Here is a 13,572-nt window from a genome sequence, read left to right as displayed (position 1 = left end):
GAATCATTCGGTGCGGAGCGCCTCGACGGGGTTGATGCGGGTGGCGCGGCGTGCGGGCAGCCAGCAGGCGATGAGGGCGACGAGCAGGAATACGATCGTGCTGCCGCCGATCGCGAGCGGGTCCAGCCAACCGATCGCGAACAATTGGGCCTGCAGCAGGCGCGTCAGTGCCACGCTGGCGACGAGTCCGAGCGCCAGCCCCAGGGCGACCAATCGCAGCCCCTGTTGGAGGACCAGGCGAAGGATGTTGTGGCTGGTGGCGCCGAGCGCCATGCGGACGCCGATCTCGTGGGTGCGCTGGGTGACGGCGTAGCCGACGACGCTGGCGATGCCGACGGCGGCCAGGGCGAGTGCCAGCGCGGCGAATCCGACCAGGAGACGGCCGAGAAAGCGGCGGATCCAGTAGGTCTCCGCAATCTGCTCGGTCATGGTCATGGCGCCGTAGAGCGGGAGGTCGGGTTCGAGCCGGCGCAGCACGCCGCGGGCGCTGTCGAGCAAGCCGACGGGCGCGTCGAGGGCGGTGCGCATGACAATGCCGACGCTGCGCTGTGGATCCTGCGCATAGGGGACGTAGAAGCCGGGGCGGCTGTCCTGGTCGAGGGCGGAGTGTTTCACGTCGGCGGCGATGCCAACGATCACCCGCGAGCTGGCGGGATCGGCCGGATCCCAGCGGAGCCTCTGGCCAATCGGGTCCTGGTCGGGGAAATACCGCCGAGCGAAAGCCGCATCGATGATGACGACCTTCTGGCTGCCGGCGTCGTCCGCGGCGATAAAGTCACGTCCCCGCTGCAGCGGAACATGCAGCGCGGCAAAGTAGCCGGGCGTGACCGCCCGGAGGTTGCCGACCGGATCCATGCCGTCGGGCGCCGGGGGCCGGCCCTCGACGGCGAAACGCTGGCCGTTGAACCGGCCGCTGAGTGGCAGCGCGGTGCAGGCGGCGGCGGAGCTGACGCCTGGCAGCCGGCTGAGGTCGGTGACGAGGTTGTCGATGAGCGCCGCCCGGCGCATGGCCGTGGAATCACCCACCGATCCGAGGCCAAGGTAGAAGACGGTGACCCGCGCCGGATCGAATCCAGGGTCGGCGCGTTGGAGGTTGAACAGGGAACGCAGCATCAGGCCGGTGCCGCAAAGCAGCAGCGTGGCGAGGGCGACCTCGCCGACGACGAAGGCGCTGCGCAGCCGGTGACGCTCGCGGCTGCCGGTGCTGCCGCGGGCGGATTCATTGAGAGCGCCGAGCACGTCGACGCGGATGGCCTGCCATGCCGGCGCGAGGCCGAAGAGCACGCTGGTGAGGAGGGAAATGACGGCGGCAAACGCGAAGACGCGTCCATCGAGGGAAAAGTCGATCCAGTACGGAATCTCGATCGGCACGAGGCGGATGACCACCTCGAGTCCCCAGACCGAGAGGAACAGGCCCAGGACGCCGGCGACGAGGCCGAGCGTGAGGCTCTCGATGAGCAACTGCCGGACGGTGCGCCAGCGGCCGGCGCCGAGCGCGGCGCGCACGGCGAACTCCTTCTGACGGGCGAGCGCGCGGGTGACGAAGAGGCTTGCAACATTGGCGCAGGCGACGGCGAGGACGAACGCGACGGCGCCGAGCATCGTCCAGCCCATCGTGCGCAGTTCGGGGTCGAGGAAACCATCCTCGATTGGCCGGACGATGGGCGTGATGTGCAGGTTGGACGCCGGCGACTCCGCGGCGATGCGGGCGTGAATTGCGTCGAGGTCCGCGCGTGCCTGGGCGCGGGAGACACCGGGGCGCAGGCGCGCGGCGGCGCGATAGTTGAAGTGGCCGTGGGTGGTCTCGGGTTGGGCGACGACGAGCGGGATCCAGAGCTCGGAGTCGTTGGGGAACCGCACGCGTGGCGGCAGGACGCCGATGACGGTGTGCTGGGTGCCGTTGAGCGGGAGGGACTGGCCGATGATCGCGGGGTCGGAGCCGAACCGGCGTTGCCACAAACCATGGCTCAGCAGGACGACCGGGGCGGCGCCGGGCGCGTCCTCGGCGACGGCGAAGCCGCGGCCGAGCACGGGGTTGATCCCGAGCATGGAGAGGAGCGTGGCGGAGACGTGGCAGCCCTCGATGCGCTCCGGCAGGTCGCCGCCGAGGGTCACGTTGATCGGACGCCACACGCCGACATCGGCAAACACGCGGTTCTCGCGCCGCCAATGGGCGTAATCGGCATAGGCAACACTCATGTGCTCGAACCCCTGTTTCGGGCTGGACTCATTCAGGTACACGAGCGTGTCCGGATCGCGGAACGGCAGGGCGCGGAAGAGCAGCGGGTTGACGCCGTTGAAGATTGTCGTGCTGAGCCCGATCCCGAGGGCGAGCGTGAGCACGGCGAGCAGCGTGAATCCGGGCGCCTTCGTGAGCTGGCGCAGGGCGAACTTGAGATCGGAGAACATGAAAAGAGGACGCGCTATTCGGCGCGGAGCGCCTCGACGGGGTTGACGTTCGTGGCGCGGCGGGCGGGCACGAGACAGGCAAGGAGCGCGACGCCGGCCAGCAGCACCGTCACGAGCAGCAGCACGAGGGGATCGAGCGTCGAGGTGGAATAGAGCTGGGTGCCGAGCAGGCGGGCGGCGCCGTAGCTGGCGATCGCACCGAGCGCGAGTCCGGCGAGGACGAGGCGAAACCCGTCGCCAACGACGAGCCGAACCACCCGCCGCAGGCCGGCGCCGAGCGCGATGCGGATGCCGATTTCGCGGGTGCGCTGGGCGACGGTGTACGAGATCACGCCGTAGATGCCGATGGCGGCGAGGAGGAGCGCCAGCCCCGCGAAGAGGCTGACGAGGGTCAGCATCACGCGCCGGGCCTGCAGGGAGTTTTCGACGGCGACTTCGAGGGTGGAGAGGTTGGCGATGGGCTGCTCGGGGTCGACGGACTGCACGGCCCGACGCAGGTCGCCGGCGAGGGTGAGCGGCGGCACGTGCGTGCGCACGATGATCATCGTGTGCCACGGGAAGTGGCGCTCCGGCAGGTAGACATGCGGGGTCGGGTCGATATCGAGCTGGAACTGGCGGACGCTTCCGACCACGCCGACGATCTGCCAGGTTTGATTCTTGAAGTTCAACAATTGGCTGAGCGGGTCGCGGTCCGGGAACAGGCGCCGGGCGAGAACCTCGTTGATGATCATGACCAGCGGCGCCTTCTCGCCATTGTCGGCTTCGGTGAAGAAGCGGCCGCGCAGGAGCGGCACGCCGAGGGCGGGGAAGAAGTCGGCGTAGGCGGAGTCGAAGCCGGCGTTGAGGTCGTTGCGCGTGAGCGGCTGGTCCTCGCGGCTGACGAAGTCGCCGAAGCCAATCCGGCCGTTCATCGGCGTCGACGAACCCACGCCGACGTAGGCGACACCCGGCAGCGCGCGGATGCGTTCGACGACGTCGCGCACAAAGCGCAGCCGATGATCGACGGTGGGGGCCTTGGTGCCGGGCTGGGTGATGCTGAACACGAGCGCCTGTTCGCGGTTGAAGCCGGCGGAGGCGTTGAAGGCGCGCAGGAAACTGCGGAGGAGCAGCCCGGCGCAGACCAGCAGCACGACGGTGAGCGCGGTTTCGGCGACGACCAGGATCGATTGCAGCCGACGGCGGGAGCCGGATGTCGAACCACGCGCGCCCTCCTTGAGCGAGCTGTTCACGTCAACGCGCGTGGCGCTCAGCGCCGGGATCAGGCCGAAGAGCAGTCCGGTGCACAGGGTGGCCGCCACCGTGAAAGCCAGCACGCGGGGATCAATCGAGACTTCCAGCCCTGGAATGGTGGTGGCGAGGCCGGTGAACGTGACGATGGGCCGCACCATCCACGCGCCGAGCAGGAGGCCGACGATGCCACCGCCAATGGCGAGCAGCATGCTCTCGGTCAGGAACTGCCGGATGATGGCGCCGCGCGACGCGCCGAGCGCGACGCGAATCGCGATCTCGCCGCCGCGGCCGGAGGCGCGGACGAGGAGAAGGTTGGCCACGTTGGCGCAGGCGACCAGGAGAACGGCGCCCACCGCGGCGAGCAGCGTGAGGACGAAGGGCCGCGTGTTGCCGAAGAGGGCCTCCTGCAGGGAGCGCACGCGGATGCTCCAGTTCTGCCGGAAGGAGGGGTATTCGTGATTGATGGCCTGGCGCGCGGCGACGAGTTCGGCCGTGGCCTGCTCCATCGTGGCGCCCGCTTCGAGCCGGCCGATCACGACACAGACATAGTTGTAGTTGCGGACGAGCTTGTAGGCGTCGGCGCGGATGGTGGCCGGAGTGAGAAACGAGATGCCGGGGTTGAGCAGCGCGAGAGGCGGAAGGACGCCGATCACGGTGTAGCTGGAGGAGTCGAGCTGCACCTGGCGTCCGATGATCCCCGGGTCGCCCAGGAAGCGGGACTGCCACAACTCGTGACTGAGGATGACGACGTGGCGGTTGCCGCCGGGCGCGTCATCGGCGGCGGTGAAATCGCGGCCGAGCAGCGGCTTCACCCGCAGGACATGGAGGTAGCGAAACGAAACGTCGGCGCCGCTGATGCGGACGGGTTCTCCGCCGCTGGTCAGATTGCGGTCGACGGTGTGCAGTGCGGCGATGGACTCGAGCTGGGTGGTCTGCCGCTCCCAGTCGGAAAACACGCCACCGTCGGAGCCGGTGTTGATGCCGGTGTTGGTGACCTCGGCGACCTGCACCAGCCGGTCGGCCTCCGGGTAGGGCAGGGGCCGGATGAGCAGGGCGTTGACGACGCTGAAGATGGCGGTGTTGGCGCCGATGCCGAGCGCCAGCGTGAGGACGGCGAGGAACGTGAATCCCGGGGTCTTGGCGAGCTGGCGGAGGGCGTACCGGATGTCCTGGGTCATGGGGCGGGCGAAAAGTTGGCGGAGCGGGTGCGGCGGCAGCGGGTGCGTCAGGGATGGGTGGGTTCGTCGGCGGTCTCGGCGGTCCGCCGATCGGAGACGATCTCGACGCCGGGAGTGAGTTGAAGCGACGTACTTGGCGCGCGGTGCAGGACCGAGGCGGCGCCGACGCCGAGCGTCCACGTGGAGCGGGCGCGGGGAGCCGGATCTTCTTCCTCGACGCGCGCGGTGCTGGTGGAGAAACGCAGCACCGCGTTGGCGGCCACGAGCAGGAAACAAGGGAACAGACGGGCGAGGGAGGACATGGTGGTGAAAATCAGTCGGCGCGGAGCGCCTCGACGGGGTTGATGTGCATGGCGCGGCGAGCGGGGAGCCAGCAGGCGAGCAGCATCGTGGCGGAGAGCACGATGACGTTGCCGACGAGGACCCAGGCGCCGGGCAGCGCGATCTCGGACGTGACGCGCCGGAGCAGTTCGTTGAGGGCGAGCAGGAGGGGAGCACCGACCACCACGCCCACCAGCAGCAGACGCGCACCCTCGCCCAGGATCATCCGCGCAATGTCGCCGGCCTGCGCGCCCAGGGCCATGCGCACGCCGATGTCGCGGGTGCGCTGGACGGTGAGCTGGGAGATGACGCCGAAGAGGCCGATGGCGGCGATGACCAGGCCCATGACGGCGGACGTGGCCAGGTTTGCGACGATGAGGTTGACGTTGGTGAGGCTGAGGTCGGCCTCGGTGCGCAGGGAGTGTGCGTTCTCGACGGGAAGGTCGGCATCGAGCTCGGCGACGAGGCGACGCAGCGTGGGGGCCAGGGTTTCGGGTGGGACGCTGGTGCGGGCGACGACGGTGAGGAAATGGCTCGGGGTCTGGACGTAGGGCAGGAAGAGGTTGAGCCGGGTTTCCGGGGACTCCGGCCGGACGGCGAGCCGGATGTCGGCGACGACGCCTATGACGGTGATCCATTGGTCACGGTCGGCGAACCGGAGCCGCCGGCCGATGGGGTCCTCGTTGGGCCAGAGCTGCCGCGCGGTCGATTCATTGATGACGGCGACACGCGGATCCTCGGGCTGCAGGGAAGCCGAGAACGCGGCGCCGCGCTGGAATGGAATCCCCAGCGTGTGGAACCAGTCGGGCGTGACGGAGAGCGTGGCGGCGGTGGGTTCGCGTCCCTGCTCGACGGCGGGCCGGCCCTCGGCGACGACGCGCTGCAGTCGGCCGAGTTCATACAATGGGGCGCCATTGCCGAGCGCGGCCCGTTCGACGCCGGGCGTGGCGGCGAGCCGTTCGAGCAGGCTGCGCGTGAAGGCCCGGCACTGGTGATCATCGGCGTAGCGGTTGTAGGGCAGGACGATCTGGCCGGAGAGGACGCCATCGATGTTCCAGCCAAGTGGACGACGGAAGAATTTCTGCGCGCCGAGGCCGAACGAGGCGGCAACCCCCACCAGCGCCAGCGCGAGGGCGAGTTCGACGACGATGAGCGCGCGCTTGAGGCGGTGGTGCGAGGCGGTGCCGGTGTTGCCGCGGGAGCCGTCCTTCAGGATCTCCCCCGCGGGGGCGCGGCCCGCGAGCCAGGCCGGGGCGAGACCAAAGGCGAGGCCGCTGATGACGGAGGCCACGGCGGCGAACACCAGGACGCGTTCATCGAGCGGGATGGCGAAGCCGGGCTCGCGGTTGATCGAGAGGTTTGCGCCCACGATGTCGTTGGTCCAGAGGGCGACGAGCAGCCCGAGGGCGCCGCCGATGCTGGCGAGCACGACGCTTTCGGCGGCGAGGGGCAGCATCAATTGCCGATGCGAGGCGCCGAGCGCGGCGCGGACGGCAAACTCGCGGGCGCGGGAGAGGGCGCGGGCGACCTGGAGACTCGCGAGATTGGCGCACGCGATGATCAGCATCGTGAGCGAGAGCGCCGTCATGAGCCACATGAGGTTCCGGCTGACGCCATCCATGTTGGAGGTGTAGAGCGCGACGACGCGCAGGCCGTCGCGGCCGTTTTCCTTCGGGTATTCGCGGGCGAGGCGCGCGGCGAAGGTATCGAGCTCGGCCTGGGCCTGGCGGAGGGTGACGCCCGGCTTGAGGCGGGCGATCGAGTGCATCCAGGGATTGCTGCGCTCCGTGGCGAACGTGGGTTCGAGCGTGCGGGGAACGATGACGTCGACGGGCCCCCAGACGAGCGGGGCGTCGAACTCGGGCGGGAGGACGCCGACGATGGTGGCAGGGGCGCTGTCGAGGCGGATCTGGCGGCCGACGACCGCGGGGTCGGAACCAAAGTGGCGGACCCATAGCCGGTGCGTAACGATGGCGATGAGGGGCTTGCCTGGGGCGTCGTCACCGGGGGCGAAACCGCGGCCGAGCCGAGGTTGAACACCGAGGATCGTGAAGAAGTCGGCGGTGGCGCTGACGCCGGAGATATGCTCGGCCGGCTGGCCGGGTTCGCCGAGGGCGTAGCTCTGGCCACTGTAGATGCCGATGCCGGTGTAGGACGTCAGCGTGCGACGAAGATCGAGGAGGTTGGCGGGGGAGTGCCCCTGGGTGGCGGATTGCTCGGTGGTGCGGAAGATCCGGACGAGACGATCGCTTTCCGGATAGGGGACGTTCCGGAGGAGAAAGGCATTGGCGACGCTGAACGAGGACGTGCTGAACCCGATACCGAGCGCCAGCATCAGCACGGCGGTCAGCGTGAACCCGGGCGCTTTGGCGAGCGACCGGAGGGCGAGGCGGAGATTGGGCATGTTCGACACGGCAGCCGGCGCGGTGGCGCCGGCTGAAGAAGGAGACGGGGACGGATGGAAGATGCGCCGCCAGGAGCGCGGCGTATGGGCGTGTGGAACACCGTGGAAATAGCAGCTGCCGGGCCAAGCGCCCTAACGCGTTAAAAGGACCTGAAGATCAAAGGCTAATGACATTAGCTGTTTTCGGGAGTCGTTGCGGCCAGGTCGAATTTGGGAGACATCCATCCCGCAAATGGGACATGGCGGGAGGGACGTGGGGCTGGCGCGGACGGGGCGGCTTTCGACTGGCGGGCGGCTGATTTCCCCGGTAGCTACGCGGCATGCCTACCGCGATCATCCTGCTCAAAGTCGATCACCGCAAAGTCACCGGCACGGCCGAGAAGCTGCTGGATATTCCGGATGTGACCGAGGTGTATTCGATCTCCGGAAGGTACGACCTGCTGGTGATGATCAAATGCGACAGCGTCGACAAGATTGAGACCCTGGTGACGGACCAGCTCCTGCGCACGGAGGGAATTGTCGACAGCGAGACGATGTTCGCCTTCCGCAGCTACGACAAACGCGAAGGCGGCCGGGCGGTCCAGGTGGACTGACGCGGGGCTGGGTCGGGCGCGCGGAGCAGCGAGCGCCGCGGGGGGCCTAGGACTGAGTCGACTGCGCGTGGGTCGCTTGCGCCACGATCGCGAGGAGATCGGCGACGGTGAAAGGTTTTTGCAGGTGCAGCGAGCCGGGAGCGACCTCACCCGACAGAGCTGAATTGTAGCCGCTCATGGTGATAACGCGAAGCGACGGCTTCGCCTCCACCAACCGGCGGGCGAGTTGATGGCCGTTCGGCTCGCCGGGCATCACGATGTCGGTGAGCAGGAGCGTAATGATTCCCCGGTATCGCGCCCATTGGGAAAGGGCTTCGCCGCCGGAACCCGCGAGCACCACGTTCCATCCCGCGTCGCTGAGAACGCGGCGGGCGAGCTCCCGCACTTCCGGCTCGTCTTCGACCAGCAGGACGGTGGCGCCACGGGCGGCGTCGTCGTCGACGGCGAACGAAGGCGCGATGGGGGCGTCGGACTGGGTCTGGAGCGGAATCCACGCGTGGAACGTGGTGCCCTGACCGATGGCGGTATCGACGTCGATCCAGCCGTGGTGCTGCAGCAGGACACTCTGGGCGATGGACAATCCCAGGCCGGTGCCGCTGCTCTTGGGCTTGGTGGTGAAAAACGGTTCGAAGACGTGCGGCAGGACCTCGGGCGGGATCCCGCTGCCGGTGTCGGTGACGCTGATTCGCCCATAGCGGCCCGGCGCGGCGAATGCGCTGCGGTGGGTCTGGCCGGGCTCGAGGGTGACCGCGGTGGTGCTGATGGTGAGGCTGCCGCCGCGGGGCATGGCGTCGCGGGCGTTCAACGCGAGGTTGAGGAGGAGCTGTTCGATCATGCCCGCGTCGCCGAGGACGGGCAGCGGGTCGGGCGACGGGTGGCTGGCAAAGACGATGTCATCGCCGAGGACACGCTGGAGCATGGAGCTGCTGGCGGCGACGACGGCATTGAGATCGAGGGCCGAGAGACGGACGGGCTCGCGCCGGCTGAAGACCAGCAGTTGCCGCGTGAGCTTCGAGCCGCGGCGGGCGGCGTTCATGATGTCGCGCAGCGAGGCATCGCGTTCCTCGGGCGAGAGGCGGTCGAGCTGGAGCAGTTCGCCCTGGCCGAGGATGACCGTCAGGAGATTGTTGAAATCGTGGGCGATGCCGCCGGCGAGCTGGCCGACGGTTTCCATCTTCTGGGACTGGCGCAACTGGGCTTCGACCTTCCGGCGTCCGGCGATCTCGGCCTCGAGGGTGGCGTTGGCGGTCGCAAGTTCGGCGGTGCGCTCCTGCACGCGGCGCTCGAGGTTGTCGCGGGACTGGCGGACGGCGGCCTCGGCGTGGCGGCGGATGGTCACCTCGCGCTGCAGCTCGGCGGTGCGCTGGGCGACGAGTTCCTCGAGCATGGCGTTGCGGCGGCGGACCGAGCGCATGCGCCAGCTCAGGGTGAAGCCGACCAGGGCGGAGACGGCGACGAGCACGATCGCATGGAACCACGGCTGCTCCCAGAAATGGGGCGCGATCACGATCGTGAGCGCGGCGCCCTTTTCGTTCCAGACGCCGTCGGGGTTGCTGGCCTGCACGCGCAGCGTGTAGCGGCCGGGCGGCAGGGCGGTGAAGGTCGCGATGCGTTCGTGGGCGCTGCTGGGGGTCCACTCTGAGTCCCAGCCATCGAGGCGGTAGCGGAACTGATTGGCCTCAGGGGCGGCGAAATCGAGCGCGGTGAACTTGATGCTGAACCCGAGCTGCTCGGGGGCGACCCACAGCGTGTCGCCGGCGGGCCACTGCACGCCCTGGCGCGGGTTGCTGGAGTAGTCGTTGCCGAGCCAGCGCACGTCGGTGATCGCGACCGCGGGTGGCGTCGGGTTGTCGCGCAACTGTGCCGGCTGGAAGGAGACGATGCCAGCGCGCGTCCCGAGATAGACGCGGCCGTCGCGGCCGACGGCGCCGGCGCGCGCCGCGAACACGTTGCTCGGGAGGCCGTCGGGCTTGTGGTAGCTGCGCACCCGGCCGGTGCGCGGCGCGAAGTTGGCCAGGCCGTTCGCGGTGCCGAGCCAGAGATGCCCGTGGTAGTCGGGCACGATCGACATGATGGCATTGCTCGGCAGGCCGTCGTCGATGGTGTAGCGGCGCAGGAAACGACGGTGGCGCGGGTCGAACTTGATGAGACCGTCGGTGGCGCCGAGCCAGATGATGCCGTCGTCATCGCGGGCGATGCATTGCAGCGTCTGGTCGCCGGTGCCGGTACGTGGATCGCGAGGCAGGCGGAAGACAGTGAACCGGCCGGAGAACGTCTCGAGCCGCACGAGGCCATCAGCCTCGGTCGCGTACCACAGTTCGCCGTTCTCGCCGAACGCACCGAGCAGCACGTTCATCGTCGGCGTGTTCGCGCGGTCGCGGCCGTCGGGCCGGTAGTGCCGGAAAATGCCGTCGCGGTAGTAGTCGAGTCCGTTCGCCCGCGCCGCCAGCCAGATGCCGCCGTGGGCGTCGGGCAGGATCGAGTTCACGTTAACGTTGGTAAAGGGGTACTCGCCCGAGTCGACCGGCACATTGCGGGCCCCGATGGGCATTTCCTGGAAGCGCCGGCCATCGAAGCGAATCGGGCCCGAGTAGAACGAGCCCAACCAGATGTCGCCATCGGGCGCGACGGCCAGGGCGGCGAGGTTGTTGGTGGGCAGTGACTCGCGGTTGCCGGGCTCGTGCAGGAAGCGCGTCCAGCCCTCGGGGTCGAGCCGGTTCAGTCCGTTGGCGGTCGCAGCCCAAAGGCGCCCCTGCTGGTCGAAGGCGAGCCCGGCGACGGCGTTGTCGCTGAGCGAGCGCGGGTCGTCGGGCAGGTGGCGGTGCACGAGGAAGGGTTTGGACTCATGGCGCAGCCGGCATACCCCACCGGCAAAGGTGCCCACCCACAGGTTGCCGGTGCGGTCCTCGAAGACGGTGTGCGTGAGGTTGTCGCTCAGGCTGGTGATGTCGCTCGGCCGGTGCTGGTACAGGGTGAACTTGCCGGTGTCGCGATCGAGCAGCTGCAGGCCGCCGCGGGTCGCGAGCCACAGCCGGCCCCGGCGGTCGATCAGGCCGTCGCGCACGCTGTTTATCCCCGGCAAGGCGGCGCTGGCCGTCTGGCGGAAACGCCGGAACTCAATCCGGGGCGTCTGCGTGGAGTGGGCCGCGATCGCGGCAAAGGTGGGCCGGAAGGCGCTGGTCCCGTCCTCGGTGAACGCCCAGAACACGCCGTCGGGCGCGCGAATGACCTTGTTCACCGCGTTGTTGGCGATGCTCGCGGGGTCCTGCGGGTCGTGCAGGTAGGAGGCAAAGGCGCCGGTGCGGGGATCGAAGGCCGCGAGGCCGTCGCTGGCGCCGAGCCAGAGCAGGCCGGTGGTGGGATCCTCGGTGATCGACCGGAAAGTGTCCTTGGTGGTGCTGCCCTTGAGCACCTCCGGCCGCCGAAACACGGTGAACACACCGCGTTCGCGGTCGTCCATCCGGCAAAGCCCGCCACGCGTGCCAACCCAGAGCCGGCCGGCGGCGTCCTCGAAGAGCGAGATGACGGCGTCGTTCGACAGGCTGTCGGGCCGCGAAGGTTCGTTCCGAAAGCGGATGAAGGAATCGGTCTTGCGATCATACCGGGCCAGACCGCCCGCGGTGCCAACCCAGAGGTCGCCGGCGCGGTCGACCAGGAGGGCCCAGATGACCTGATGATTCAGGCTGCGCGGATTGGCGATGTCGTGCTCGAAGACCTTCAGTTCGTAACCGTCATAGCGCACCAGCCCGCTGAGCCGCGTGCCGAACCACATGAAGCCGTCGCGGTCCTGCGCGATCGTGCGGACGTCGGCGTTGGCCAGCCGATCGTCCTCGCCCAGCCGCACGAAGGCGTCGAGCGGCGCCTCCACCTGGGCGTGAGCCGACGGAAGGAGCCAGACCAGCGCGAGGAGAACGAAGACAACCCAACCTCGCCTGCGGGAACGGCCGGCAGGAGCGTGACGGGTAACAGTGATGTCGGGGCTGGAATCCGTGACCCTGATATCGGCGGGGGAAACGGCGGACGTAAACGCCAATTCTCCCTCCCAAGTACCACAAACAGGGTCAGAGACCGGCGCGGTCGAGGAGACGGCTGAGATAAACCTGCTCGGGGCCGACGGTTGCGAGTTGCAGGGCTCGTCGGTAGCTGTCGGCGGCGGCAGCGTGGTGGAGCAGGCGTCCCTCCAGTTCGCCGACCACGGTGTGGTAGAGATAGTGGGATTCCAGCAGCTCGCGGCGCGGGATGGCGGCGATCGCATCGAGGCCGGCCTGGGCGCCTTCGACATTGGCGAGGGCGACGGCGCGGTTGAGCGCGACGACCGGCGAGGGCTTCAGCCGATTCAGGGCGTCGTAGTGACTCAGGATGCGCCGCCAGTCGGTGGACGCGTAGTCCGGCGCGGTGCAGTGGCACGCGGCGATGCCGGCTTGCAGATGGTATTCGGACACCTCGTCGCCTTGGGCGGCGGCGAGCAATTCGACCAAGCCGCGCGAGATGAGCGCCTGGTCCCATTTGCCCCGATCCTGGTCGTGCAACCGGAGCAGCATGCCGTCGTCTGCCGTGCGCGAGGGGAATCGCGCGGCCGTCAGCAGCATGAGGGCAAGCAGGGCGTGGCTGCGCGGCGTGCGGCCCGCGGGATGCTCGACGAGGATGGAGGTCAGGCGCACGGCCTCGTCGCAGAGCTCCTCGCGGAGCAGCCGGTCGCCACTCGAGGCCTTGTAGCCCTCGTTGAACAGCAGGTAGAGTGTGGCGAGCACGCCATCGAGGCGCGGGCCGAGCTCGCGCGACTCGGGAATCTCGAAACGGATCTGGGCCTCGCGGATCCGTTGCTTGGTGCGCGTGAGCTGCTTCTCGATCGCCGCCTCGGTGCTGAGGAACGCCCGCGCGATCTCGCCCGTGCTGAAGCCGCACAGCGTCTTCAACGCGAGGATCACCTGGGCGTCGGAGGCCAGCGCCGGATGACAGCACACGAACATCAGCCGGAGCGCGTCCTCACGAAGCTGTTGGTCGGACTCGCCGACGAAGCGCGAGTCGGGCTGCAATTGCTCGAGATAACTGATGAGCGCCCCCTCCTTGCCGCTCGACATGCGCTGGTGGCGGAGTGCGTCGCGCGCGAGGTTGATGGCCACGCGCGTGATCCAGGCCGAAGGATTGGGCGGCAGGCCTCCGATCGACCACACCCGCATTGCCTGCAACAGGGCGGCTTGGGCGACGTCCTCGACGAGGGCAAAGTTGGCGGGCCCAAAGTGCCGCATCAGGGCCCCGTGGAGTCGGCCCGACTCGTGGCGGAAGAAATGTTCGACGACGGCGGACGCGCGCGCGGCCGAGGCGGCGTCGGCGGCCGGCGGGCCGGCCGGGGTGGCGGAAGACGGGGGCGTTGGATTCACCGGGGAGCGAAGGCGACGCGCGCACCGGTTCGGCGGAGCTTGCCGCCGAATCGGCA

General features: G+C 68.9%; 7 protein-coding genes. 1 reads left to right on the top strand and 6 read right to left on the bottom strand.

The window, feature by feature from the left end:
• Nucleotides 1-3: 3 nt before the first annotated feature.
• From DB354_RS11740 to DB354_RS11725, 4 genes are read right to left on the bottom strand one after another with little or no spacing between them, the layout of a single operon-like run.
• Nucleotides 4-2,409 (bottom strand): ABC transporter permease, encoded by a 2,406-nt coding sequence (locus DB354_RS11740; protein WP_107835813.1) that lies wholly within the window; start codon nucleotides 2,407-2,409, stop codon nucleotides 4-6.
• 14 nt (nucleotides 2,410-2,423) lie between these two features.
• Nucleotides 2,424-4,817: an ABC transporter permease gene (locus tag DB354_RS11735; RefSeq protein WP_107835812.1), complete on the bottom strand. Its 2,394-nt coding sequence runs from the start codon at nucleotides 4,815-4,817 to the stop codon at nucleotides 2,424-2,426.
• A gap of 47 nt (nucleotides 4,818-4,864) precedes the next feature.
• Nucleotides 4,865-5,119 (bottom strand): hypothetical protein, encoded by a 255-nt coding sequence (locus tag DB354_RS11730; RefSeq protein ID WP_107835811.1) that lies wholly within the window; start codon nucleotides 5,117-5,119, stop codon nucleotides 4,865-4,867.
• Between the two features lie 11 nt (nucleotides 5,120-5,130).
• Nucleotides 5,131-7,542, bottom strand: a complete 2,412-nt coding sequence (locus DB354_RS11725) for an ABC transporter permease (RefSeq protein ID WP_107835810.1) — start codon at nucleotides 7,540-7,542, stop codon at nucleotides 5,131-5,133.
• A 320-nt stretch (nucleotides 7,543-7,862) separates the two neighbouring features.
• Here DB354_RS11725 and DB354_RS11720 point away from each other — a divergent pair, with 320 nt between their 5' ends.
• A complete protein-coding gene (locus DB354_RS11720) occupies nucleotides 7,863-8,135 on the top strand; it encodes an Lrp/AsnC ligand binding domain-containing protein (protein ID WP_107835809.1) in 273 nt (90 codons plus the stop codon).
• A gap of 46 nt (nucleotides 8,136-8,181) precedes the next feature.
• On the opposite strand, the gene DB354_RS11715 is transcribed toward DB354_RS11720, so the two are convergent.
• On the bottom strand, nucleotides 8,182-12,003 hold the full coding sequence (locus DB354_RS11715) for a hybrid sensor histidine kinase/response regulator (protein WP_158277497.1): 3,822 nt from the start codon (nucleotides 12,001-12,003) through the stop codon (nucleotides 8,182-8,184).
• 193 nt (nucleotides 12,004-12,196) lie between these two features.
• The gene (locus DB354_RS11710; RefSeq protein ID WP_233256622.1) at nucleotides 12,197-13,516 is read right to left on the bottom strand and encodes a sigma-70 family RNA polymerase sigma factor; all 1,320 of its coding nucleotides are present in this window, start codon (nucleotides 13,514-13,516) and stop codon (nucleotides 12,197-12,199) included.
• Nucleotides 13,517-13,572 lie beyond the last annotated feature (56 nt).

The sequence above is a fragment of the Opitutus sp. ER46 genome (genome assembly GCF_003054705.1).
Classification (GTDB): Bacteria; Verrucomicrobiota; Verrucomicrobiia; order Opitutales; family Opitutaceae; genus ER46.
The sequence above is the reverse complement of the archived record's forward strand: the minus strand, read 5'-3'. Positions and strand labels throughout refer to the sequence as shown.

Excerpts from the sequence above, each read along its gene's own strand:
- DB354_RS11730 (WP_107835811.1), bottom strand. The coding sequence starts at position 5,119 with ATGTCCTCCCTCGCCCGTCTGTTCCCTTGTTTCCTGCTCGTGGCCGCC.
- DB354_RS11735 (WP_107835812.1), bottom strand. The coding sequence starts at position 4,817 with ATGACCCAGGACATCCGGTACGCCCTCCGCCAGCTCGCCAAGACCCCG.
- DB354_RS11725 (WP_107835810.1), bottom strand. The coding sequence starts at position 7,542 with ATGCCCAATCTCCGCCTCGCCCTCCGGTCGCTCGCCAAAGCGCCCGGG.
- DB354_RS11720 (WP_107835809.1), top strand. The coding sequence starts at position 7,863 with ATGCCTACCGCGATCATCCTGCTCAAAGTCGATCACCGCAAAGTCACC.
- DB354_RS11740 (WP_107835813.1), bottom strand. The coding sequence starts at position 2,409 with ATGTTCTCCGATCTCAAGTTCGCCCTGCGCCAGCTCACGAAGGCGCCC.